At 36.4% G+C, this 25,517-nt stretch carries 26 protein-coding genes; 3 read left to right on the top strand and 23 right to left on the bottom strand.

The window, feature by feature from the left end:
• Positions 1-2: 2 nt before the first annotated feature.
• Together MHH66_RS01385 and acpS are read right to left on the bottom strand one after the other, a co-directional pair.
• Positions 3-953, bottom strand: coding sequence for a LolA family protein (locus MHH66_RS01385; RefSeq protein WP_078185474.1), 951 nt, complete (start codon positions 951-953; stop codon positions 3-5).
• 156 nt (positions 954-1,109) lie between these two features.
• Positions 1,110-1,469 (bottom strand): holo-ACP synthase, encoded by a 360-nt coding sequence (gene acpS / locus MHH66_RS01380; RefSeq protein ID WP_002009969.1) that lies wholly within the window; start codon positions 1,467-1,469, stop codon positions 1,110-1,112.
• Positions 1,470-1,560: 91 nt separating this feature from the next.
• Between acpS and MHH66_RS01375 the strand changes: the two genes are divergently transcribed.
• Complete coding sequence (locus MHH66_RS01375) at positions 1,561-2,109, top strand: rhomboid family intramembrane serine protease (RefSeq protein ID WP_002139859.1); 549 nt, start codon at positions 1,561-1,563, stop codon at positions 2,107-2,109.
• Positions 2,110-2,274: 165 nt separating this feature from the next.
• On the opposite strand, the gene uvsE is transcribed toward MHH66_RS01375, so the two are convergent.
• The 14 genes from uvsE to MHH66_RS01305 form a co-directional block, all read right to left on the bottom strand.
• Positions 2,275-3,237: a UV DNA damage repair endonuclease UvsE gene (gene uvsE / locus MHH66_RS01370; RefSeq protein WP_063218184.1), complete on the bottom strand. Its 963-nt coding sequence runs from the start codon at positions 3,235-3,237 to the stop codon at positions 2,275-2,277.
• Between the two features lie 92 nt (positions 3,238-3,329).
• Complete coding sequence (locus MHH66_RS01365; RefSeq protein WP_002063522.1) at positions 3,330-4,946, bottom strand: DEAD/DEAH box helicase; 1,617 nt, start codon at positions 4,944-4,946, stop codon at positions 3,330-3,332.
• A gap of 306 nt (positions 4,947-5,252) precedes the next feature.
• Entirely contained in the window at positions 5,253-6,629 is a 1,377-nt protein-coding gene (gene murF / locus MHH66_RS01360; protein WP_078185473.1) for a UDP-N-acetylmuramoyl-tripeptide--D-alanyl-D-alanine ligase, read from the bottom strand.
• 60 nt (positions 6,630-6,689) lie between these two features.
• Entirely contained in the window at positions 6,690-7,778 is a 1,089-nt protein-coding gene (locus tag MHH66_RS01355; protein ID WP_002029433.1) for a D-alanine--D-alanine ligase, read from the bottom strand.
• A 300-nt stretch (positions 7,779-8,078) separates the two neighbouring features.
• The gene (locus MHH66_RS01350; RefSeq protein ID WP_063218187.1) at positions 8,079-9,353 is read right to left on the bottom strand and encodes an MDR family MFS transporter; all 1,275 of its coding nucleotides are present in this window, start codon (positions 9,351-9,353) and stop codon (positions 8,079-8,081) included.
• Positions 9,354-9,460: 107 nt separating this feature from the next.
• Positions 9,461-10,876 carry an amino acid permease gene (locus MHH66_RS01345; RefSeq protein WP_063218188.1) on the bottom strand — a complete coding sequence of 472 codons (1,416 nt, stop codon included), beginning with the start codon at positions 10,874-10,876 and terminating at the stop codon, positions 9,461-9,463.
• Positions 10,877-11,133: 257 nt separating this feature from the next.
• Entirely contained in the window at positions 11,134-12,306 is a 1,173-nt protein-coding gene (locus tag MHH66_RS01340) for a homogentisate 1,2-dioxygenase (RefSeq protein WP_078185472.1), read from the bottom strand.
• The gene (locus MHH66_RS01335; RefSeq protein ID WP_063218189.1) at positions 12,272-13,228 is read right to left on the bottom strand and encodes a fumarylacetoacetate hydrolase family protein; all 957 of its coding nucleotides are present in this window, start codon (positions 13,226-13,228) and stop codon (positions 12,272-12,274) included. The genes MHH66_RS01340 and MHH66_RS01335 overlap by 35 nt, the downstream gene beginning before the upstream one ends.
• Positions 13,229-13,294: 66 nt before the next feature.
• Positions 13,295-14,413 (bottom strand): 4-hydroxyphenylpyruvate dioxygenase, encoded by a 1,119-nt coding sequence (gene hppD / locus MHH66_RS01330; RefSeq protein ID WP_002140158.1) that lies wholly within the window; start codon positions 14,411-14,413, stop codon positions 13,295-13,297.
• A gap of 310 nt (positions 14,414-14,723) precedes the next feature.
• The gene (locus tag MHH66_RS01325; RefSeq protein ID WP_001083697.1) at positions 14,724-14,834 is read right to left on the bottom strand and encodes a DUF3948 family protein; all 111 of its coding nucleotides are present in this window, start codon (positions 14,832-14,834) and stop codon (positions 14,724-14,726) included.
• Positions 14,835-14,876: 42 nt separating this feature from the next.
• Positions 14,877-14,993: a DUF3948 family protein gene (locus MHH66_RS01320; protein WP_000654250.1), complete on the bottom strand. Its 117-nt coding sequence runs from the start codon at positions 14,991-14,993 to the stop codon at positions 14,877-14,879.
• Positions 14,994-15,028: 35 nt separating this feature from the next.
• On the bottom strand, positions 15,029-15,136 hold the full coding sequence (locus tag MHH66_RS01315) for a DUF3948 family protein (RefSeq protein ID WP_000664237.1): 108 nt from the start codon (positions 15,134-15,136) through the stop codon (positions 15,029-15,031).
• Between the two features lie 44 nt (positions 15,137-15,180).
• Positions 15,181-15,297, bottom strand: coding sequence for a DUF3948 family protein (locus MHH66_RS01310; protein WP_000654250.1), 117 nt, complete (start codon positions 15,295-15,297; stop codon positions 15,181-15,183).
• 35 nt (positions 15,298-15,332) lie between these two features.
• Positions 15,333-15,443, bottom strand: coding sequence for a DUF3948 family protein (locus MHH66_RS01305; RefSeq protein ID WP_078185471.1), 111 nt, complete (start codon positions 15,441-15,443; stop codon positions 15,333-15,335).
• A 473-nt stretch (positions 15,444-15,916) separates the two neighbouring features.
• Between MHH66_RS01305 and MHH66_RS01300 the strand changes: the two genes are divergently transcribed.
• On the top strand, positions 15,917-16,789 hold the full coding sequence (locus MHH66_RS01300) for a Cof-type HAD-IIB family hydrolase (RefSeq protein ID WP_002187510.1): 873 nt from the start codon (positions 15,917-15,919) through the stop codon (positions 16,787-16,789).
• A 121-nt stretch (positions 16,790-16,910) separates the two neighbouring features.
• Here the strand turns inward: MHH66_RS01300 and MHH66_RS01295 are convergent, their stop codons facing one another.
• From MHH66_RS01295 to MHH66_RS01275, 5 genes are all read right to left on the bottom strand, one after another.
• Positions 16,911-17,876 carry an ABC transporter ATP-binding protein gene (locus MHH66_RS01295; RefSeq protein WP_078185470.1) on the bottom strand — a complete coding sequence of 322 codons (966 nt, stop codon included), beginning with the start codon at positions 17,874-17,876 and terminating at the stop codon, positions 16,911-16,913.
• Positions 17,873-18,853, bottom strand: coding sequence for an ABC transporter ATP-binding protein (locus tag MHH66_RS01290; RefSeq protein ID WP_002091396.1), 981 nt, complete (start codon positions 18,851-18,853; stop codon positions 17,873-17,875). Before MHH66_RS01290 ends, MHH66_RS01295 begins: the two co-directional genes overlap by 4 nt.
• A 10-nt stretch (positions 18,854-18,863) precedes the next feature.
• A complete protein-coding gene (gene opp4C / locus MHH66_RS01285; protein ID WP_000451066.1) occupies positions 18,864-19,787 on the bottom strand; it encodes an oligopeptide ABC transporter permease in 924 nt (307 codons plus the stop codon).
• A 12-nt stretch (positions 19,788-19,799) separates the two neighbouring features.
• Positions 19,800-20,756 carry an ABC transporter permease gene (locus tag MHH66_RS01280; protein WP_002091399.1) on the bottom strand — a complete coding sequence of 319 codons (957 nt, stop codon included), beginning with the start codon at positions 20,754-20,756 and terminating at the stop codon, positions 19,800-19,802.
• Positions 20,757-20,859: 103 nt separating this feature from the next.
• Positions 20,860-22,587, bottom strand: a complete 1,728-nt coding sequence (locus MHH66_RS01275; protein ID WP_000730686.1) for an ABC transporter substrate-binding protein — start codon at positions 22,585-22,587, stop codon at positions 20,860-20,862.
• A 348-nt stretch (positions 22,588-22,935) separates the two neighbouring features.
• Here MHH66_RS01275 and MHH66_RS01270 point away from each other — a divergent pair, with 348 nt between their 5' ends.
• A complete protein-coding gene (locus MHH66_RS01270) occupies positions 22,936-23,133 on the top strand; it encodes a hypothetical protein (protein WP_002115459.1) in 198 nt (65 codons plus the stop codon).
• A 15-nt stretch (positions 23,134-23,148) separates the two neighbouring features.
• Here the strand turns inward: MHH66_RS01270 and MHH66_RS01265 are convergent, their stop codons facing one another.
• Positions 23,149-24,294, bottom strand: coding sequence for an ABC transporter permease (locus tag MHH66_RS01265; protein WP_078185469.1), 1,146 nt, complete (start codon positions 24,292-24,294; stop codon positions 23,149-23,151).
• A gap of 11 nt (positions 24,295-24,305) precedes the next feature.
• Complete coding sequence (locus MHH66_RS01260; protein ID WP_078185468.1) at positions 24,306-25,502, bottom strand: ABC transporter permease; 1,197 nt, start codon at positions 25,500-25,502, stop codon at positions 24,306-24,308.
• Positions 25,503-25,517 lie beyond the last annotated feature (15 nt).

Below are 25,517 nucleotides of genomic sequence, written 5' to 3'. Positions count from 1 at the left end.
GTTTACTTCACCTGCTTCGCTGTAACCGAACGAGCAACCATCAACAACTCATTCGTCTCTAAACCTTTAGACACGAGCATATATTCTACTCCGTTATGTGACCACGTTACAGAGTCTTTCGTCAATGCACCAATCGTGAAACCAAGATCAACCGGCTCTCCACTTACACTTACCGCCGATGAGGCCTCTGCAACTTTTGACTTTTCTTGTATTAAAGTAAAGGATTTCTTACTTCCAGTGTATGTGAGTATTGCACGCTTGCCACTGTCTGTCTTCAACTCTTCTTCCTCTTTCAAAGTCATACCTTGCGGTGTATCACGTGGATACAAAATAGCAAACGGTTTGTCTTCTTTCGCTGCCGTCTGAACATCCACTTGTGCTCTAGACATATTTTGTTTCGTATCAAATGCACCTTTATCAAACTTTGCATCAAACTTTACTTTAGTGAAATCTACTTTTACAAGGACATTTTGATCATTATCCATCAGTTTCACAGAAACTGGTGTTAAATCATTTTTATTCAGCTTAATTTCTTGTTTCGGCAACATATTTTGATGTTGATAATTTGTTTTTGTTTTAAACACATAATACTTATCTGTTTTCTCGAAAGAGAGATTTTTCTTATCTTGCAAAATATCTCTTACAAGTGATTCATATAAATAAGCCTGGCTACTATTTTGCGGCCAATCACTTTGAAAACGGAAACTCTTATTAAGTGCCGGTGTTAATACAAATACACCTTCATCATTCCTTAAAATAATTTGACTCTGATCCTTTTTCGCATTCTGCAAATTCACACGATAATACGAAGGTTCTTTATGCCAAATTTCTACATTGTACTCTTGAGGTTCATTTCCTGTTTTAATAGATAATTTCGCTTCAGCTTGATAACTCTTCATATTTTTAACTTTCGTTTCTAAATCTCTCACAACATCTTCCTGTTTCTTTTCCATACAACCCGCCAACACAAAAACGGTCAATAAACCGACAAGAACTAAAAACAGACGCCTTTTCATCACTTCAGCCCCTTTGCCCCTATAAATGAATGGAAGATATGCCTTCCTTATCGCTACCTCAAATATATGAGACAAAGATATAAAATATGCAGACTAGCGTGACGAGCTTTCCAAAACAACTTGAGCAACGGCAAATTCTTTACTATGACTAATTGATAAATGAACAATATGCTCTGTATTTGTAATGATAATCGGCTTACCTCTATCATCATTCCTTACTTCAATATCTAAAAAACTCACTTCTTTCCCGATACCGGTCCCTACCGCTTTAGAATACGCCTCTTTTGCTGCAAATCTTCCAGCTACAAATTCTGTAAGACGACTTCCTTTCAGCCCCTCGGCAACACCACGTTCTCTTTCAGTTAAAATACGTTCCATAAATTTAAGCTTTCCATCTAGCATTTTTTCAATTCGATTTAACTCAATAATATCGATTCCAATCCCTACAATCATTTCAAAATCCCCTTCTTCTATTTAGCTTTCTTCATTCATATTGTAAGAATAACAGGAATCTTTCTGATGCAAAAGGAGTGATACTAACAACATGCTAATACCATCCACTCGCATTTCCTTACAACCGATTATCATTTCTTTACTTCTTATACAATTAGTCATGATTATATTGAGCGACTTTTCCCTCTTTCACCTGGCAGCCTACAATGAATATATCGCTAAAGGAGAATGGTGGCGTGTCATAACTTCCTTACTTGTACACGTAGACTTACAACATTTCCTTTCTAATAGTATTTGTTTATTCGTATTTGGTTCTTCCATCGAAAAACAACTAGGACACTTTTCTTTCATCATTATTTTTTTCCTTTCTGGCATTCTCGGGAATATTTCTTCTTATATTATTATGCCTCTTGAATATATTCACGCCGGAGCATCTGGTGGTATTTTCGGATTACTAGGCGCCCAATTATTTTTATTGTATAGTCGATATCGTTCTTCAAAACCAAGAGACATCGCTATTTTTTCAATAATGATACTTATATTACTACTATTTACTTTCTTTAATCCCTCTGCCAATCCTATAAGCCATTTAACAGGACTGATCATCGGCGGCATGTGCACCCCTTTTTTAATAAAGTGAAACTTTAATCAGTGGGGGGTTCCATCCCCCACTGATTATTAGTTGAACCAATCGGGCTTTTACGGGCAGTTGATCTCCCACCTAACTCCCTCGCATTCGCTGAATTTTGAGGCAGGAGTCTTACTGCCCGTTAATGCGGGACAAAAAAAAACGATGGCGCAGAGCTTATTTAATATAGAAGCTCGCACCATCGATAATTTCCACATCTGTTTGTTTACTTAACTCTCTCATTAGTTGAAATAAAGACTCGTCCTTTTTCTTCGCCTCAATCATACAATCAATTCGCGGAACACTCCCCTTTATCTTTTTCAAAAAAGATAAGAAAGTATCTACATCAATAAAATCTGCATGTGCTCTCGGGTTTTTTCCATCTCTAGGACTGGAGATGTGCATTTTAACCGGTAACAAAGACGATTCCCACGTATGTACAACACGCGCCCAATCTTCATGCCAATCTTCCTGGTCATTATTCATCATATGATGGTGCAAATCAAACACGACTGGAATGTCTAATTTCTCACCTAAATACAATGTTTCTTCTAAAGAAAAGGTCGTGTCATCATTTTCTAATATAATCATCTCTTGAATACCTCTTGGAACAGTTGACCAATTTTCTATAAAGCGTTCTAATGCAAGCTCCTTATCTTTATAACCTCCTCCCACATGTAATACACATCGTTGCTTATGTTCAATTCCCATACCCTTTAACAATTTTTTGTGCATCTGCAATGTCTTTACAGATTGTTTGAAAATACTCTCCTCAAGTGAATTTAGTACAACAAAGTGATCTGGATGGAAGTCAATTCGCATATTCATACGAATTGCATATTCACCTAATTCTTTCAGATTTTCTTTTAACGGGCGAATATAGTTCCAATCTAACAACTCCTCATGATTCGCTAAAGGAATAAGCTTGGAACTAAGTCGAAAGAAAGATATATCATGCCCTTTATTATGTTTTAATAACCGTAAGCAATTTTCCAAATTCGAATTAGCGATTCTTTCAAGTTTACGAATCGCAGCCTCTCGATCATCAATCCGCTGAAACTGTGCATACGTCATCGTTTGAGATGGAGAAGCATTCTTCAAATGTACACTCATCGCAACATACCCAAGTCTTACAAGCATATAGCACCTCATTCCTATACGAGTTACTATGTAGTATGCACAATTACAGAAATAAAAAAAGAGAATGCCGGCAAAAGGCATTCTCTTTTTTATTAAGCTTGTGGACGGCTATGATGTTTTCTTTCGCCGCGTCCATTTGAAGATCCAGGGCGACCTTCACCTTTACGACCACGGTTGCCATCACGGCTACCAGCATCACGGCTACCGCCATCACGATTACGATCACGGTTACGACCATCGCCACTTCCGCTTCCACGTCCATCACGATTGCGATCACGGTTACGACCATCGCCACCGCCGCGTCCATCACGACTACGATTACGGTTACCATCACGGTATCCACTTCCGTTACCACCGCGTTTTTTAGAACCGCCACCGCCACCTCTTGAAACAACTGGTGGTTCTGATGTTAAAGCGATCGGAGTTGTATCCGGCTCTTTTGTCATCATTTTTAAAGCAGCAGCTACTACTGTTACAGAATCATTCTCTTCTAACATTTCTTCTGCAATACGCTTGTAGTATGATAAGTTATCATTTTCAATTGTGCTTTGAAGTTTTTCAGCGATTAAACGTTGTTGGCCTTCTAACGCCTCGTCAAGTGTCGGTGCGTCCATACGATCAACTTTACGTTTTGTTGTACGCTCGATATTTTTTAATTGTCCTGATTCACGTGGTGTTACAAATAACATTGCAATACCTTTTTTACCGGCACGGCCAGTACGACCGATACGGTGAACGTATGATTCTGGATCTTGTGGGATATCGAAGTTGTATACGTGTGTTACGCCTGAAATATCAAGACCACGTGCAGCAACGTCTGTTGCAACAAGAACTTCAATAGTACCTTCTTTAAATTTACGTAATACAGACATACGCTTCGCTTGTGTTAAGTCACCGTGAATACCTTCTGCTGCATAACCACGTAAGTTTAATGCTTCTGATAATTCATCAACACGACGCTTTGTACGACCGAATATGATTGCAAGCTCTGGAGATTGAATATCTAGTAAGCGTGTTAACACGTCAAACTTTTTCTTTTCTTGCACTTCTAAATAGAACTGCTGAATGTTTGGCATTGTTACTTCTTTTGCTTTTACTTTAATGTGTTGAGGCTCAGTCATGAAACGCTCAGCAATACGACGGATTGGATCTGGCATTGTCGCTGAGAATAATAATGTTTGATGTGTTTCTGGCACATCTGTTAAAATCGCTTCAATATCTTCAATGAAGCCCATGTTTAACATTTCATCCGCTTCGTCAAGAACAACAGTCTCTACGTTTTGTAAGCGAAGTGTTTTACGGTTGATATGATCTAAAATACGACCCGGCGTACCTACAATAATGTGTGGGTGTTTTTTTAGAGCACGAATTTGGCGGTTAATATCTTGACCACCATAAATTGGTAGAATACGAACACGTTTATGTTTACCAATTTTGTATAGCTCTTCTCCAACTTGAATTGCTAATTCACGCGTTGGCGCGATAACAATACCTTGAACTGCTTCTTTATTTGTATCCACTTTATCTAATAGTGGTAATCCGAATGCTGCTGTTTTCCCTGTACCTGTTTGCGCTTGCCCAATAATATCCTTACCTTGCAATGCATGTGGAATTGTTTCAGCTTGAATCGGCGTAGCCTCTTCAAAGCCCATACTTTCAACAGATTGTAGTAAAGACTCACTTAATCCTAGTTCTCGAAATGTTGTCAATGTTACTTCTCCTTTTCTATCCTATACTTATCATTTAAAAAAAGGCGTTTTCCGAACTTGCGGAAAAGCCATTTTCCTGAATACTTACGTATATAACCGGGCGTATATTCTTCACGAAAATACTTCTAAACGTTATTACACTTTATCAATTATAAGTTTTGTAGGTGTAAAAAGCAAACCCCAACTGTTACCTTATTTCATATTCAGAGCTTTTTTCTTTACTTTTATTTTTTTATCGTTTACTGTAAGCGCTTATTATAAGTTTCCACTATTTTCGTGGCTATCATCCCTATTTATATACACCAATTATTTCAACATCGTAATTACTTCTTCTAATTTCATGCCGCGAGATGCTTTTACTAATACAACATCTTTCGTACCGACTACTGCTTGCAACTCTTTTATTAACTCTTCTTTACTATCATACGCTTTTACACGGTCTTTAGGGAAATTAATTTTTGCACCTTCAGCAATTTGAGCCCCTAATTTACCATATGTGAATACATATGCAATTTTTGCCGGATCAATTAATTTACCTACTTCATAATGAAATTGCACTTCTTGATTTCCAAGTTCTAGCATATCACCAAGCACAACAATTTTTTTAGCAAATCCATCTAAACCATTCATTAGGTGGAACGCAGCTTCCATAGCTGTTGGACTAGCATTATAAGCATCATTGATAATTGTTAAACCACTATCTGTTTTTACAATTTCCATACGCATACCTGTCATTTGAAGTGTTACTAAACCTTGTTTCATTTCTTCCCACGTTACACCAAAATGTTTTGCAATTGCCATTGAAGCAAGCGTATTATATACATTATGCTTTCCTAGTACTGGCAAATAGAATGACAAAGTTTCATCCCTGTTCATCTTAAAGTGTGTCCCAGTAGCCTGCAATTTTACAGTAGTTGGATAGTAATCATTTGCTCTCGCATCACCAAATGTAACTGTTTCAGCTGCTAAATTCATTTCTGGAACACGATTCGTTAATAGCGGCTCATCTCCATTATATACGAACACGCCACCCTTTTGTAAACCTGTAACAATTTCTAACTTCGCTTCAGCAATCGCCTCACGAGAGCCTAAATCCATTAAGTGCGCCTCACCAATGTTCGTAATAATAGCTGCATTAGGACGAGCTAACTTAGATAGAAATTCAATTTCTCCGCGGCTTGACATGCCCATTTCTAATACAGCTACTTCTGTATTTTCCTCTAAATTTAAAATAGTAAGAGGTAAACCGATGTGGTTGTTGAAATTACCTTCTGTTTTTTGAACTTTAAATTTAGTCGCAAGAATACTTGTTACAATATCTTTCGTAGATGTTTTACCATTACTACCCGTTACACCAACAACTTTTACATCCAATTGATCACGATAGTTTTTCGCTAACATTTGCAATGCTGCTAGTGTATCTTCTACAAAAATAACCGGAAGATTTTCAGGTGGGTTTTCTACATCTTTCATCCATAATGTAGCAATCGCCCCATTTTCAACAGCTTTGTCTACAAAAGCATGTCCATCGAAACGTTCACCTTGAATTGGAACATATAAATTTCCATTTTCAATTTTCCTCGTATCAATAGACACTCCTTGTATAGTAATTCCCTCATACTGCTCTGCTAATCCAGTACCATTTATCATCTGCTCTACTTGTTTTAACGTTCGATTTATCATGAAAACACTCCTTACATAGAGGAAGCACTATTCCTTCGAATAGTGCTTCCTCCTTTTTTGTTAGATTGTATATTTAATTTTTTGTTTTTCTTCGTGACGCTCAATCGCTAAGCGAATTAGCTCTTCAATTAATTCCGGATACGGTAACCCTGTATGTTGCCATAATAGAGGGAACATACTAAACGGCGTGAATCCTGGCATTGTGTTTACTTCGTTAATATATACTTCTCCATCTTTCGTTAAGAAGAAATCAGCTCGTGTTAAGCCCGAACCATCTAATGATTGGAATGCGATAATTGCATCTCGCTTAATTACATTAGACTCTTCTTCTGTCATTTCAGCTGGAATAATTAACGCTGTATCACCATCGATGTATTTCGATTTATAATCATAAAAATCTTTTTTCGGTACAATTTCACCTACAACTGAACATTTCGGCTCATCATTACCTAATACACCAACTTCTACTTCACGACCTATAATATTTTCTTCTACAATAATTTTACGGTCAAATTGGAATGCCTCTTCGAATGCATTCTCAAGCTCTTCACGATCATTACACTTATTAATACCAACACTTGAACCAAGGTTTGCTGGTTTTACGAAGCAAGGATATCCTAATACTTCTTCTACTTTTTCATACGCTGTTTCACGATCTTTTTCCCATGCGCTACGAATGAAAGATGCATATTTCGCTTGTTTCAATCCAGCTTCTGCAAAGATATTTTTCATAACAACTTTATCCATACCAGCAGATGATGCTAATACACCGTTACCTACATATGGAATGTTTAGTAATTCTAATAACCCTTGTACTGTTCCATCTTCGCCATTCGGTCCATGCAATAATGGGAAAATAACATCAATTGCATCTTCTTGTTTAGAAGTTGCCGTTGGGATAATTTCTGTACTTAATGATACAGGAGAAATTGTATTCTCTTCCCCACTCATTTGTAATGCCTCAACATTTGTTACTTCGCCTTCAATACGCTCTCCACGCATCCATTGGCCTTGTTCTGTAATATAAATTGGATGAATCTCGAATTTATCTTGATTTAATGCTTTAATAGCAGCAAGAGCCGTTTGTAACGAAACTTGATGCTCAGCTGATTTTCCACCGTATAATAAACCTAATTTAATTTTTGTCACTGAAATCACCCTAACCAATTGTTTTCATTTTTCTATTTTAGCACTTTTTATAAAAATAGGTAGTTCCTATTTGAAATAAAATGTAACTTCCACAAATAATTAAAAGACACCACTTATTGGTTTTCTACACTTTTTCCCTTTAATTTCTACACAGCTAAACAAAATTAAACTTTAGGGCAAAATTGCTATCTAATCTAGTTATGTACCTAAAATATGTAGAAATCCACTTTGTGTGTATGTCATCTATATTACCTTACCATTTGTGGAGAATGAAAAAACACTGATTAAAGTTTCATTTTATTAAGAAGACTGTTTTGTAGGCGTATCTTTTTGCCTCTGCTCAACAAGACGATCTAAAGAAACATATACAAAGCCTGCAACTACACACCCTACACTTAAAATTGTAAATAAGTAGTGACCAAGCAAACGATCCAATAAAAAACCACCAAGAAGTGGACCGAATGCACTTCCTGTAATCCACTGCAAACTCGCCGCCCCCATATAGGTTCCTCTCAAATGCTCAGGGGCCAAATTCGCTACAAACGTCATCTGTACAGGCGACATAATCATCTCGCCTAACGTATATATGGCATAAACAAACATTAACGTCATTAAAATAATTGTAGCATTTGTATCATATTCTCCAAACCACTTCGGTAACCATCCTATAAAAAACAAACCAATTCCGAACAGACACGCACCGTATAACATCGTCTTTCCAACAGGTTTATCTGTCGCCCATTTTGAAATTTGAAATTGAAATAAAACAACTAATAGACCATTTAATGCCATTAAATATGGGTATGGATTGTTGACTCCAAAAATATCCTTCATTTCGTTATCAAAGTGAAGCGGTAACATGCCTTCTGTTTGAGAAAACCCCATAGAAATAATGATCCCCGCTAACAAATAAATCATTAACGCCTTATCTCTCATTAAAATTTTCCAAACTACTCCGGATTCCTGCTCTTTACTTTTTTCCGTCATATCCGTAATTTTTGGCATTGTTTCTTTAATAAGTACTAACACTAGTAGCGCATAGAACAACATAGCGGATGAAGCAATAATAAACACGAGGTTCTTTGATAAAACAACTACTGATGCTCCCATTATCGGTCCAATTGCAGCACCAATATTGTGTCCCATTCGCAATAAACCATATGCTTCTGTTCTTTTTTCTGGCGCCGTCACATCTGCAACCATCGCTGATGCTGCTGGATGAAATAAAGAATTACTTAACCCTAAAAAAATAGATAAAATAGCGTATGGAATAAATCCTTCGATAAATAAAAAACCGAGCATTAATAACGCATTACTCGCCATTGAAAATATCATAATTGGCTTTCTTCCATATATATCAGCTATTCTTCCGCCTATAAGCGAGCCAAAGCTTGCAGCAATTGGAGAAAGCGCCATAATAATCCCAACTTGTAATAAAGAATCTACCTTATCTTTTAAATATAGTGCAAAAAAAGGCATTAACATCATCATCGCAATTCCGTTCAAAGTCTCACCGATAAATCGAATCCATACGTTACGATCCATCTCTCTTAGCTCACGCCATGTATTTTTCACATTTTCCCCCCTTTAGTTCGCCAACAATTATCTTATAATACATTCAGAAAAATGTAAATTTTCAAAATAAAAATCCATCCTAACAGAATTAGAATGGATTTTTCCATTTATAAATTTGCTACATCTTCTTCTTTTTTACTATTATTTAAAACACTACGCTTTCTACTATAGGCGAAATAAACTACTATACCGATAACCATCCAAACACCAAAACTAATCCAAGCTGTTGCTGATAATTGAAGCATCAAATATAAGCAAAAGATAACTGTTAATGCTGGTAAAAATGGTACGAGCGGCGCCTTAAACGCCCTTGGTAAATCAGGATGAGTTCGTCTCATCACAATGACAGCTACAGCTACAAGTGCAAATGCTGACAAAGTTCCCATATTTACAAGATGTGCTAAAACATTTAAATCTATTAATCCTGAAATAAGTGCTGCAATAATACCTGTTGCCCATGTGTTTAAAAATGGCGTTTTAAATTTCGGATGAACTTTAGCAAGACGCTTCGGTAACAATCCATCTCTGCTCATTGCATATGAAACACGAACTTGCCCATACATCATAACTAGCATTACAGTTGTAATTCCTGTAATTGCTCCTACTGATATCACTCCCGCCAAACTATCTTGTCCAATAAATTGAAGTGCGAAAGCAACTGGATCTGATATATTCAACTGACCGTATGGAACAATCCCTGTCAAAATAAGTGAAACAACAATGTACAGAACCGTACAAACTAGTAACGATGCAATAATTCCAATCGGCAAATCGCGTTGTGGGCGCTTCACTTCTTCTGCGGCTGTTGATACAGCATCAAATCCAATGAATGCGAAGAAAACTGTAGCTGCTCCAGCCATTACACCATCTAACCCAAATGGCATAAAAGGTGTCCAATTTTCAGGTTTTACATAATTAAATCCGGCGAAGATAAAAATGAGAACAACTGCTAGTTTAATAAATACCATTATATTATTTACACGTGCACTTTCACGAACACCTCTAGATAAAAGAACCGTCATAACTAGAATAATTAGAACTGCAGGTAAATCAATTATTCCACCCTTTCCAGTACCAGGGGCCGAGGAGAGAATGGTCGGAATATGAATCCCAAATCCCTTTAATAACGATTGAAAATACGCTGACCATCCATTGGCTACAGCAGATGTGGCTAATAAATACTCGAGCATTAAATCCCATCCAATTAAGAATGCAAATACTTCTCCCATCGTCGCATACGTGTACGTGTAAACACTCCCTGAGACAGGAACTGAAGAAGCAAATTCAGCGTAACAAAATGCAGCAAAGGCACAAGCTAATGCAGCTATAGCAAATGATAATATAATAGCTGGTCCAGAATGTTTCGCTGCTACAACGCCAGTAAGAACAAAAATACCAGTTCCAACAATTGCTCCGATTCCAAGCATTGTTAAATCAAGTGCCCCTAACGTTCTCGATAATGTCTTTTGTTTACTTTCTTGCAGTAACGTTGAAATCGGCTTCTTTTGAAAAATTTGCTTCATACTGTGCTCCTCCATGATTTTAGTTTTCTGAAAATTTAATTTACTTTCCTCATTTTACCCACGGCATGTTTTTTAGTCAATACTTTTGTCGAAATAAACAGAAAACTATCGAGATACATACTATACTCTTATCATCCTTTCGATAAAAAGATTCAGACAATCATATCTATATATATTTTCATAACTTTTTTGGTATTATTATACATGTCGATTCCATAAAAGAGGCATGCTCCCGTAGTGAGCATGCCTCTTTTTACTTATTTCACAGTATATGAACCCTCTTCAATCCAGCTATACATATATTTTTCATCTTCCGTCTCATGTGCTTGTTTTACAATACGAAGCGGACGGAATGTATCTATCATAACAGCCAGTTCAAGTGTCTCTTTCTTCCCTATACTCGCTTCTGTTTTCCCTGGATGTGGCCCATGCGGGATCCCGCTTGGATGAAGCGTAATAGAACCTTCTTCTACACCTTTTCGGCTCATAAAGTTACCTTCTACATAGTACAGTACTTCATCACTATTCACATTACTATGATAATATGGTGCCGGAATAGATTCTGGATGATAATCGTATAAACGCGGTACGAAAGAGCAAATGACGAAATTATGCCCTTCGAATGTTTGATGTACTGGTGGTGGCTGATGAATACGACCTGTAATTGGCTCAAAATCCTCCACATTAAAGACCCACGGATATAAATAACCATCCCACCCAACAACATCTAACGGATGGTGCCCTAACACATGCTTGTGCATATAACCTCTCGACTTTGTCATTACGACAAACTCACCTTTATCATCATATGTCTCCAATTTTTCCGGGCCACGAATATCCCTTTCACAAAACGGACTATGTTCTAACAATTGCCCATATTCATTGCGATAGCGACTTGGTGTTGTAATTTGGCTATTTGCCTCTACAACAAGAAACTTAGTCTCTCCCTCATCTGGAATAACACGATAAATCGTTCCAATTGGAATTGTTACATAATCACCTTTTCTATAGTAAATCGTTCCAAACATCGTTTCAATTTTTCCTGTTCCATAATGAACAAATAACATTTCATCGCCATCACCATTACGGTAAAAATAATCCATTTTTTCTGTTGGACTCACTACTCCAATTAATAAATCCTCATTCCCAAGCATAAAGTTTCTTCCGCTTACTGCATCACCAGTTTTTTTATTTTCTTTCGTACGGAAGTGGCGATGAGCAAGAAGGGCATCCTCTTCATACTGTAACTGACAAGAATGTGATAATGCCGCGTGCCCTACTTCTGTTGGCATATAATGATGATACAAAATTGACTGGGTACCAGAGAAACCTTTTGTCCCCATTACCTGCTCACGATAAAGCGATCCATCTTTTTTACGAAATTGTACATGTCGTTTATGAGGTAGCTCCCCCATGTGACGATAAAACATGCCCATCACCTGCTTTCATGTCTTTTTTGACCGTATTACGTAACGTACCTAAACCAGTAATCGACAACTCTACAACATCTCCATCTTGTAGCCACTCTTCTGTACCAAGTTCTAAAATACATCCTGTTCCTACTGTCCCAGAACCAATCACATCTCCTGGATATAACGTAACGTCTTCCGAAGCACGTTCAATCATTTCAGCAAATGTATAGTAAATATCTTGGAAGTTTCCCTTTGATAATATCTTTCCATTTACATGAGCAGTCATCTCTAAATCATAACGATCACCGTTACGATAAACGTCTAATTCCTCTTTCGTAACGAGATACGCTCCTAATGAAGTTGCAAAATCTTTTCCTTTCGCTGGACCGAGTCCCACTTTCATTTCTGTTGCTTGTAAGTCCCTTGCACTCCAGTCGTTCATAATGCAGTAACCAAAAATATATTCCTCTGCTTGTTCACGAGAAATGTTTCGTCCTTCTTTCCCAATTACGCAAGCAATCTCTAACTCATAATCAAGCTTTTTAGACTTCTTCGGACCAATAACAAAATCATCTGGACCAATAACAGCACGGTGGTTCGTAAAATAAAAAACCGGGATATCATACCATTCAGGTACAACCTCTAGCCCTCTTCGTCCGCGGGCTGTTTTTACATGCTGCTCAAATGCATAAAAATCTCGAATGCTACTCGGATTAGGAATTGCCGCTGCTAATTGAACTTCCTCTAAGGAATATATACCCTTTTCAGGATTCTTAATATTACGCAATACTTCTACATACTCATCTGCTTTCTCTAAAAAGGCGAACATAGAAGAAGGTAATTGTCCATCACTCGCAAGATTCATATCGATTACTTTGTCACCTTCAAGCCATCCAGCTCGCATTTCTTTCGATGGGAGACGAAATGTAACAAATTTCATCGTGATTCCTCCCTATGAAAATGAAATTTCCACCAACAAAGGAACTCTTGCTGGTGGATACAAATTTTATAAATTTCCGCGACGCTCTTGTTCTCTTTCAATTGATTCGAATAAAGCTTTAAAGTTCCCTTCGCCAAATCCACGAGAACCTTTACGTTGGATGATTTCAATAAATAGAGTTGGACGATCTACAATTGGTTTCGTAAAGATTTGTAATAAATAACCTTCTTCGTCACGGTCTACTAGAATCTTCAATTCTTTTAATCTATCAATTTCTTCATCAATTTTCCCAACACGTGCAGTTAACTCATCGTAATACGTATCTGGCGTATCTAAAAACTCCACGCCATTCGCACGAAGCACTTCAATTGTTTTTACAATGTCACTTGTTAATAAAGCAAGATGCTGTACACCCGCTCCGTTATAGAACTCTAGATATTCTTGAATTTGTGACTTTCTTTTTCCGTCTGCTGGTTCATTAATTGGAAACTTAATACGGCTTCCATTCGTCATAACTTTTGACATTAATGCCGAATACTCTGTGCTAATATCGTCATCATCAAAGTGAATCATTTGTTTAAATCCCATGACGTTCTCATAATAACTAACCCATTCTTCCATTTTCTCAACGTTACCAACGACATGGTCTACAGCAATTAAACCGGATTCTTCAAATGGAATATTGAACTCTACCTTTTGAAATCCTGGCATGAATGTTCCTTTATAATTTTTACGCTCTACAAGCGTATGAATTGTATCACCATACGTACCAATAACCGCTTTCTTCAAGGTACCTTCCTCATCTGTTAACTCTTCAGGAGGAGCAATCGCAACAGCGCCACGTTTTACAGCTTCAGAGTATGCTTTATCAACGTCATCAACAAGTAAAGCTACATCTTTCACTCCATCACCATGAGTCTTTACAAACTCTGCAATACGGCTATCGCTACTTAAAGCTCCAGACACAACAAAACGCATATTTTTTTGCACAAGAACATAAGATACCTTTTCACGGTTTCCTGTTTCTAATCCAGAATAAGCAACAATTTTGAATCCAAACGCTCTCGCAAGATAATAACTTGATTGCTTTGCATTCCCTACGTAAAATTCCAAATGATCTACATCACGTACCGGAAAAAAGTCCTCCATTTGTGCAGCTAGCGTATCCATAGATTTTTGTTTCATAATATCTTCATCCCCCTGTAAATAGATTAAATGGTCCATACTTAAAACCAACCGAAAACGCTTCCAACATAAATTAATAGAAATTAGTTAGCAAGCTAACAATTTCCGACCTTTAAAATTTTCTATCTTTTCTGTCAAATTCCTCTTTTTTTCTTACATATAAAATTCGACTTTTTTCTCTTTAAAGTAAGGGGAAAATATTAATACTTGAAGGTATATATGAGAGGAAAACAAAAAAGACTCCAACATATTAACTACTTACTAATACGTTAGAGTCTTTATTTTTTTTGAATGATTGTATTTATATTTTTCATACTAATATATTTGCAAGGAATAGAATAAATGATGTTAATATTACCGCTCCGCCTAATGATCCTAATAAATCTGTTTTTGTTACTTGTAACACTTGTTCACTGTTCATATTCCACATTCTCCTTTCATTTTGTACAATTTAAAACTTTTATTATACTAATACGCTTGATAGAAATACGATTAATGCTGTTAATACTACCGCTCCACTTGCTGATCCTACGAAGTCACCTTTTGTTACTTGTAATACTTGCTCTTTCATATCTTTCATTCTCCCTTCATTTATCTTTTGCTACAAAACTTCTATTATACTAATACGCTTGATAGAAATACGATTAATGCTGTTAATACTACCGCTCCACTTGCTGATCCTACGAAGTCACCTTTTGTTACTTGTAATACTTGCTCTTTCATATCTTTCATTCTCCCTTCATTTATCTTTTGCTACAAAACTTCTATTATACTAATACGCTTGATAGAAATACGATTAATGCTGTTAATACTACCGCTCCACTTGCTGATCCTACGAAGTCACCTTTTGTTACTTGTAATACTTGCTCTTTCATATCTTTCATTCTCCCTTCATTTATCTTTTGTTACAAAACTTCTATTATACTAATACGCTTGATAGAAATACGATTAATGCTGTTAATACTACTGCTCCGCTTGCTGATCCTAAGAAGTCACCTTTTGTTACGTTTAATACTTTCTCGTTGTTCATATCATTCATTCTCCTTTTTTATAAGTTATCTATATGTAATTACTAAGAAATGATTAGTTCATAGTTTTCATGTTAACGTTACATTGAAATTAATTACGTAACGTTTGTAACAATAATGTAACATAACTATTATTACGTTGCAATATAATTACGTAAATTTTATTACACTTTTTTTACGTTTTTTTAAATAAACACTCAAAAACCTTGTTTTAATGCGTTTTCTACTACAATCACATTTGTAACACTAGTGTAACATTAAGGTCATAAAGCGAAATATAATATTATTCATCTCTATTTTGTTAAAAACCAAAGTGAAACTTTAATCAACGAGAGTTCCATTCCCTACTAATTATCCCCCTCACCAATCGCACTTTTACTAGAAATTAATGCGGGATAAAATACTATCTTTCCAAGATAAGTTTATATGTTTCCTCTATATAACTATGTATAATGGAAACAAAGAGGTGGTCATTTTGAAATTAATCGCACTAGATATGGATGGTACACTACTATCATCTAATCTTGAAATCTCCAAAGAGAACTTACAAGCTATCCAAACCGCAAAAGAGGCTGGTCATATTGTAATGATTTGTTCTGGCCGCGCGAAAGAGGATGCTTTGAAATTATTGGAAGAATATAAACTATCTCTTCCAGTTGGAGCAAGCAATGGGGCAATTGTTTATGTGGACGGAAAAGTAATTAACTCGCGTTGTTTACAAAATGATAAAGTATACAAGCTTGCAAAATTACTAGAATCTGAAGGTTTTCCATATAAGTTGTACACAAATAAAGGGGTTTATTCTCCTTATACATGGCAAGGTCAAGTTATGCAGGCATTCGAAGAAAATAAACATACACTAGATGTTACACTTGAGGAACTTGAAAGAATTACAGAAAAACAAAAGAAATCTAACTTAATTACCGATTTCCAAAAAATAGAAGATGTCGTAAATAATCCAGAATTAGAAATATCTAAATTCTTCATTTTAACATTTAATGCTGCTCATCGTTCACAGCTATTACAAACTTTACAAGAAGATACGGACATTTCAGTTACGGCATCAGCTCCTACTAATGTAGAAATTATGGATAAGCATGGCCATAAAGGCAATGGTTTGCAAGAAATGGCAGCTTATTTCAATATACCAATTGAAGATACTGTTGCAATCGGTGACAACTTTAATGATGTGCCAATGCTACAAGTAGCCGGCTTATCAGTTGCAATGGGAAATGCTGAAGAAGACGTAAAAAAATTATGTGACGTTGTTACATTAACAAATAATGAAAACGGTGTTGCTCATGCAATTGAGCAATTTGTATTAAAACAAACTTCATCTAGTAAATAAAGTGAAACTTTAATCAGAGGTGGGGTTCCTCTGATTATTAGTTGAACCAATCGGGCTTTTACGGGCAGTTAATGCGGGGTAAAAAAAGGACTCTTTCACATTTTGAAAGAGTCCTTTTCTTTTACACATGATGACAAGCAACAAAATGATCTTCACCCACATTACGGAATTCTGGTACATTCGTTTTACAAATATCTGTAGCAACGGGGCAACGTGTATGAAAACGGCAACCTGATGGTGGATTTGCAGGACTTGGAATATCCCCTTCTAGAATAATCCGTTCTCGCTTAACCGTTGGATCCGGTATTGGCACTGCTGATAACAATGCTTTTGTATATGGATGAAGCGGATTCGCAAATAACTCATCACGTGGTGCTGTTTCCACAATAGTTCCTAAATACATAATTCCAATTTTCGTACATAAGTGCTCCACAACACTTAAATCATGTGAAATGAATAAATAGGATAATCCCCTTTTCTCCTGTAATTCACTAAACAAATTAATGATTTGCGCTTGAATAGATACATCTAATGCCGCAACAGGCTCATCAGCTACAATAAATTCTGGATCTAATACCATCGCCCTTGCAATAACGATACGTTGACGTTGCCCACCGGAAAACTCATGAGGGTACCGGTCAATATGATACGGCGCTAAACCACATAACTCCAATACTTCTATCACCTTTGCACGGACATTTTCTTTCGTCGCTAGTCCGTGAGCCAACATTGGCTCACCAAGCGCTTCTCCAATTCTCATTCTTGGATTTAATGAGCTAAATGGATCTTGAAAGACGAGCTGCATATTAGGACGATGCTTTCTCAGCTCTTCTTTTGATAAAGCATGAACATCTTGACCTTTAAATTTCACTTCACCTTCTGTTTTTTGAACGAGACGGAGAATTGTTTTTCCTATCGTCGTTTTCCCACTTCCAGACTCTCCTACAAGGCCAAACACTTCTCCTTTATCAATTGTAAAGCTTACCCCATCTACCGCTTTCACATGTCCAATCGTTCTACTAAATACGCCGCCCTTAATCGGAAAATACGTTTTTAAGTTCTTCACTTCTAATAATGGTTCACTCATTGCCCAGCACGCTCCTCATATAACCAACAAGCTACTTTATGATCCTCGTCATGCACATTAAGATTTGGCGCTTCATTTTTGCATATTTCCATGCAATGTTCACAGCGACCACTAAAGTAGCAAAACTCATCTAAGCCAACTAAATTTGGAACTTGCCCTGGAATAGAATAAAGTTTATCTGTTCGTTTCCCCATTACTGGTTTTGATTTTAGCAACCCTTGCGTATATGGATGTTTCGGATTTTGAAATATTTCTAGTACCGGTGCCTCTTCAATAACTTTTCCACCATACATAACGACAACATAATCGGCCATTTCCGCTACAACACCTAGATCATGTGTAATTAATAAAATGGACGTTTTAAATTCCTCTTTTACTTGTCTTAGTAAGTCTAATATTTGCGCTTGAATCGTAACGTCTAGAGCTGTTGTCGGTTCATCTGCAATTAATAACTTTGGATTACAACTAAGTGCAATAGCAATCATAATACGTTGTAACATACCACCGCTTAATTCGTGCGGATAAGAATGGACAATTTCATCAGCACGAGCAATACCAACTTTACGAATTAATTCAATTGCTTTTTTGTATGCTTCGTTTTTGCTAAGTAGTTCATGCTCTCTTAACGTCTCAACAATTTGCTCTCCAACAGTAAAGACCGGATTAAGCGATGTCATCGGTTCCTGGAAAATCATCGCGATATCATTTCCTCTTAAACTACGAAGTTCTTTCTCTTTCATTCCTAAAAGACTTTTTCCTTCATAAAGAATATCACCACCAACGATGCCGCCAGATTCAGCAATAAGTCCCATAATAGATAAAGCCGTTACACTTTTCCCGCAACCTGATTCGCCTACTACACAAACTGTTTCACCTTCTCGAACTGAAAAGCTAACATGATTGACAGCCTTTACTGTACCTTCTTCCGTCTGAAAGTGTGTTTGTAAATCCTTTAGCTCTACTACTGCTCTACTCATGCTTTCTCACCTACCGCTTCATCTTTGGATCTAATGCATCACGAAGTGCATCGCCAAGTATATTAATTGATACAACTGTTATAAAGATTGCAAAACCAGGCGGGATCCATAACCACGGACGCTTTTGGAAATCGATTAATGAGTTTGCTGCACTAATCATATTTCCCCACGATGGTGTAGGCGGGACAACGCCAAGTCCTAGGTAACTTAGTGCAGACTCTCCTAAAATAGAACCTGCAACACCTAATGTGGATACAACAATTAATATCGGCAGAACATTTGGGATTAAATGATATACAATTTTCCGGTAATCGTTTATCCCGAGTACATCAGCAGCTTGCATAAACGATTGTTCTCGCAGCGATAAAATTTGACCTCGTACGAGGCGTGCAAGTCCTGGCCAACCTACTAAACTTAAAATGATCATAATGACATAAAGACGATAATCAGATGGTACTTTCCATTCTGATAAAATAGCTCCCATTATAATAAGTAACGGTAATCCTGGCATCGACATTAAAATATCTGCAAGACGCATTATAATATTATCGACGATACCACGGTAGAAACCTGCAATCGCTCCTAATAAAGCACCTAGTATAACGGATAACACCATTGAGGCTAAGCCAATTGTTAATGAAATCCGTCCTGCTTGCATAAGCCTCGTTAAAATGTCTCTTCCTAATTGATCTGTGCCAAGCCAATGAGAAAAACTAGGTGGTTTGTTAATTAACGTAACTTGTATTTTTCCTGATGCATACGGTGAAAAGAATGGACCAATAAAACAAAATAAAAACATAAAAACTAATGCGTAAAATCCTATAAGTGCCATTTTATTTTTCTTTATCCTTTTAAAAGCTTGCCTCCACGGCGATGATTCATTCCTTCTTTTCTTTTTTTCTTTTTTTTCCGTAGTTGCTGTAACAGTTTCCATCTCTTTCCCCCCTTACTTCAAACGAATACGTGGATCAACAACTGCATATACAATATCCGCTAAAAAGTTTGAAACAATTGTCAAACACGAAAGAAACATCGTAAATGCCATTAATACCGTATAATCACGAAAATTTAGTGCTTCTAATTGAATATTACCGATACCTGGCCAGTTGAAAATTTGTTCTATAATAATTGCCCCTGAAAACAACCCTGGTAATTCAAATGCAAGCAATGTAATAGCCGGCAAAATTGCATTTTTTAATGCATGTTTATAAATAACGGTCTTCTCCTTTAAACCTTTTGCTCTAGCCGTTCGAATGTAATCTTGCCGTACAACCTCTAACATACTCGTTCTAAAATAACGAGTTAATGAGCCAACTCCAAGAAGAGTTAAAATAAATACGGGTAAAACCATATGCTTTGCAACTTCTATTCCGTAAGCAAGCCCAGTTGAATTACTCCCAACATCAATCATCCCGCCTATCGGCAACAGCTTAAAGTCAACCGCAAACACTTTAATTAAAAACAAACCGATAAAGAATGAAGGAAATGACATCGCTGCAAATACACCAATTGTTACAAGCTTATCGAATAAAGAATGTTGCTTTGTCGCTGAAAATACACCGATAATAAGTGCAATTAGCCAAATAAAGAACAATGCAATAATCGCAACAATAAACGAATTCCATATAAATTTATTTAATAATGACGTTACAGATTCTTGATATTGAAGAGAAAAACCAAAGTCCCCCTGCAATGCATTACCTAGCCAGTGAAAATATCGCTCAACAATTGGTTTATTCAATCCATACAATTCCCTAAGTTCAGCTGCTCTTTCCGGTGTAATCTTCGGGTTTGAATCAATATAATCTCCTGGAAGAAGTGCGAACAGGAAGAAGATAATAATCGATGTCCCCAACAGTGTAGGAATCATTTGTAACAGCCTACGAATGATATATGTTTTCACCCTTTTTCTCTCCAATCTTATGCTTAAAATAGAAGAACATTTTTTCAAAGCGGCACACTACTTGCCGAATGAAAAAATGTCTTCTACTTATACATTCTTCTCGTTATTTTTCGATAGATAGAGCTGGTAAGTTTGCACTAATACTATTGTATTTTTCAGGGTCAATTCCTTTTATATTCCCGTTATAACCAGTAATTGTTCTACGATAGTTTAATAGAATTACTGGTGGATCATCACTTAATTCTTTATACAGTTCTTTATAGATTGGTTTACGTTTTTCAATATCTACCGTTTCAATACCCTTTTGAATTAACTCATCTACTTTTGCATTTTTATAACCAAGACTCTTCTCATTGACACCCGACAAATATTCACCAGCTGTTTCACTCGGATCACTTGTAATTGGTGTCGAAACAGAAGCTAAATCATAATCACCTTTGTTTACCTTCGAAAGCATAGTATTAAAGTCCATAAATTCAGGGTTAAATTCTACACCTATTTCTTTATAATTCTCTTTTGCAATCGGAATTAATAAATCGCTATCTTTAGCCGAACTTGGGCCGAAATAAGAAAGCTTTAATTTTTGACCATCTTTTTCACGAATTCCATCCGAACCAACTTTCCATCCTGCTTCATCTAATAATTTTTTCGCTTTTTCTTTGTCGTATTCATATTTATTAACTCCTTCTTCCGTATAAGCCCAAGAAGTTGGATGAATTGGTACATTAGCTACCGTACCGTATCCTTTCAATGCTGTATCAACATATTTTTTACGATCTAATCCGTAAATAAGTGCTTGACGAACCTTTTTATCCTTTAAGTACGGCTTATTATTATTCATATAAATATAGCTAAATGACGCTGCTGTTTCGATTTGGATATTTGCAAATTCTAAAGCCTTAGCCTGTTCAAGAACTTCGTCACCAGTACCTAGGCCAGTGTAGTCAACCTCACCTGTTTGGAATAATTGAAGCTTCGTATCACCAGAAGTAATTTTATAAATGAAGTTTGGAATTTTTGGTTTACCCGCATAATAATTTTCATTTGCTACAAATCGCACTTCTTGCCCTGGGATATACTTTTCAAATTTATATGGACCCGCAGCTATCGGTTTTTCATATAACGCTTTTAAGTAATCTAGGCTTGTATTTTGTTTGTAATCTTTTCCATAATAAGCTTTTGATAATACCTCTCCACCTAAGGCTGTTAGTGCCTGTGAATTAACTTTTTCAGTTGTAATTTTAATTGTCTGTGGATCAACAACTTGAATTCCTTCAATAGAAGTTGCTTTTCCTTCTTTATATTCTTTACCACCTTTAACAGCATATTGAGAAATGTCTTTGTCACCCTCATATGCCTTATCATGTAAAAGCGTCAATGTGAACGCTACATCATCTGCTGTTAATGGTGAACCATCGCTAAATTTCAAATCTTTACGTAAATGGAATGTATATGTTAACTGATCAGAGGAAATATCCCACTTCTCAGCTAATTCTGGAGTTGGTTTTCCTTGTTTATCTGTAGATACAAGGGATGCAAAAATAACTGAAGTGACGTTTCCATCCCAACCATTTTGTTGGAAATATGGTAAAAATACGCCTCCTGGTTTACTAATGCCAACTACTAACGTATCTTTTCTATTCTTCGCTTTATCTGGTACTTTCGTCTTATCTGTCGCAGCAATATTTTCAACTTTTATATTTTTTAAATCTTGCTGTTTTACTGGTTCTGTAGAAGCCGTATCCTCCTGTCCCCCACAAGCAGATAACACAAGCGAACTACTCAGTAATACCGAAAATACACCAGCCCATTTTTTTGTCTTTTTCTTCATTGTCCCCACCCTAACTTTTTTTTAATAATTACACCTTATGAACTGCTTGCCTAATGTATGCCTCCCACAGCAACATTTTATAGCCAATCGGAAAAGTCGGTTTTAAACGTAAAAAAAGATATTTTTGAGGGGTAACAATTTTATTCTGACCTTTCCGGTAGACTTTATGGTTATTAGCTTATATCTTTCAGTATATTTTGTCAATTATTTCTATATAAATATTTTGAGAATTCTTTCGAAATTATTGATCAATCTTTAATTTAGGTAAACTTAGCAAAAAATTCATTCTATTACCTAATAGTCCCGCATAGAATAATAACAATTAACTACCAAGAAGGGGGCGAAAATATGGACAACCTATTCCAATATGTCCTGCACTATGTATTATTAACAATCATAATAGTCGGGGCCTTATTACTATTCCCTTTCTTCCCAAAGTTCGTCCTCTTTTTAGCTTTTTTTATTATGCTCGGGATCGCTATTATAATTTCAACAAGGGAAGATACCACACAAAAAGAAAGCAGAGTTCAGCGCGTAAAGCTGTAACTCTGCTTTCTTTTTTCAGTCATAACGTATTCTTGTTAAACCAATTACGAAAAATACTCCTGCAAATAAAATGAGTATACCAATATATCCTCCTATATCAGCTAATGTACCTCCCCTTACAATTAACTCAGTAAAGCCACGCATCGCCCACGTTTGCGGAACAAAATTTGCCGCCGCTTGCATCCATGAAGGCTCAATTTCAATTGGCCAATAAAGACCACCAATCATACACGTTGAAATTACAACGATATTCCCTAGTGCGGACTGCTGTTCTGTTGTTTTCACGATACTTGCCAATAATAAAGCTAGACCAATAACCGCTAATAGCAATACTGAAACGAGTGTAATAACCCCTAATAAATTTCCCCACTGCACATCAAATAATGAATGCGTTAATATCATTAAAACACCAAATTGAATCCACCCTATTAAAAAGAAGGAAAGGATATATCCTGCTAGTATTTGAACTTTTGAAACTGGTGCCCCTAATAAACGAGACCAAACACCAAGTTGTCTAGCTTTCAAAATAGTTCCCGTCGCACTTAACATGACAATCATGACGAATAGAATTGAAAAACCTGCCGCTCGCCCTGTAACGTTATTTAATTTTTGATCATCGTGTAAAATCAATTCTTTTTGAATCGAAACAGGATCTATTTTTGTATAAATTGTTTCATACATCGTTTCCCACGAAGTGTTACTTTTCTTCTCAAAATCTCTTGCTGCACTAACTTCTATCTCCATCTTTTTTAATGCACTTGCTAATACTTGCTCTACAGAAGTTCCACCCGTAAAATCAGCACTGGCTTGAAATTGGATATTTTCTACTTTTCCATCTAGCATACTCTTTTGAAAATCTTTCGGAATGATGATTATACCAGATGCTTTCTTATCTTCGATCCTCTGTATCCCTTCCCTATACGTTACCTTTTCTATAGAAATTAAATCACTTTTCTTTATTTCCTCATAATACTTGCCAGATAATACAGAACCATCTTTATCTACTAAACTAACATTTACTTTCTCATTCCCACTTCCGCCTAAAAGTCCACCGAAAATGAGTGTAAACATAATAGGCATTCCAAACATGAGTATATAACTTTGTGGCTTAATTAAAATTTGTTTTAATTCTAGCCAACAAAGCGCCCAAACTTTCTTCATCATTTCCCCTCCTATCTCGTACGTAAACGTAACGTTCCAATCATAACGGAGATAATTCCTGCACTACATAAACTTAAAATGACAGGGAATAGCACATCCCAAGATGTTCCCGACATAATATTTAAGAAGCTCGTAAGTGCCCATTTATTCGGAGCAATATTCGCAACTGTTTGAAGTGTATCGGGAAATACGTAAATCGGTAACATTGATCCTCCTAATATAGCTAGTATTTGAATACCGATTCCCCCCATTAAATCTGCCGTTTTTTCCTCACGAATAAAAGCGGCGATTAACATAGATAAACCAGAAACACAAATTGCATAAGAAATTCCCAACACTACTATTTGAGACACATCTGCGCCCCATTCCACATGAAACATAAAGTGTGTAGCAACTATAAATATTCCAAATTGTATACAGGCAAATAGTAATGTACCTAAAAACTTCCCGAATAAAATTGAAAATGAGCTCGTCGGTGTACTGAACAAACGTGCCAACGTTTCAGTTCGTTGCTCTGTTACAACTGACTTTGCACCTACTGTTATGTTATATAGTAAAAACATGACTAACATTGCTGCTGCATAATATTGCATCGCTGCAACTGTTTTTTTGCCTACCGTTCCTTTTTGGATGTTACCCACACTTGCAGTTGCTATCGTCTGTAGACTTCCACTTACCTCTTTTGCAACTTGTGCTACATCACTCTGCTGAGATTTTGCTAATTCTGTTACAACACTTTTAGTAGATACTGCGACTGTTTGAACACGTTCTGAAAAAGAGCGGATCATTGATTCAGCAATTTTTGCTTGTATATCTTTTGATGGGTCTATAAGCACCTTTGGTTCTTTTAATTTTCCATCTTGTACTTGTTCGCTCCATTTATTTGGGATGACAATTCCTACATCGATTTCCTTTCCCTTTAACATATCTTCAAGCTCTTCCTGAGAATTAACTACCTTTACTTTCACATCATCTTTTATTTCTTTAGATTGCAATACATCTTTTTGAAAGACATCTGCAAACTCATCCGTTCCCTCTTGATAATAGCCAATTACTGTTTTCGGTAGTCCACCACTCTCAAATACATTACTTAATGCTGAACCTAAAATGGCCGTTAATACAAGTGGCATAATTAACATCATCATAAATCCGCGCCGATCAATTAAACGGATTTTTAAATCTTTCCATGCAATAATGAAACTTCTCATCTCGTACTAACCCCC

Origin of the sequence: Bacillus sp. FSL H8-0492 (genome assembly GCF_038006145.1) — a bacterium.
Classification (GTDB): Bacteria; Bacillota; Bacilli; order Bacillales; family Bacillaceae_G; genus Bacillus_A; species Bacillus_A mycoides.
Note: the sequence above shows the minus strand (reverse complement) of the source record. Positions and strands in the feature narration are given on the sequence as shown.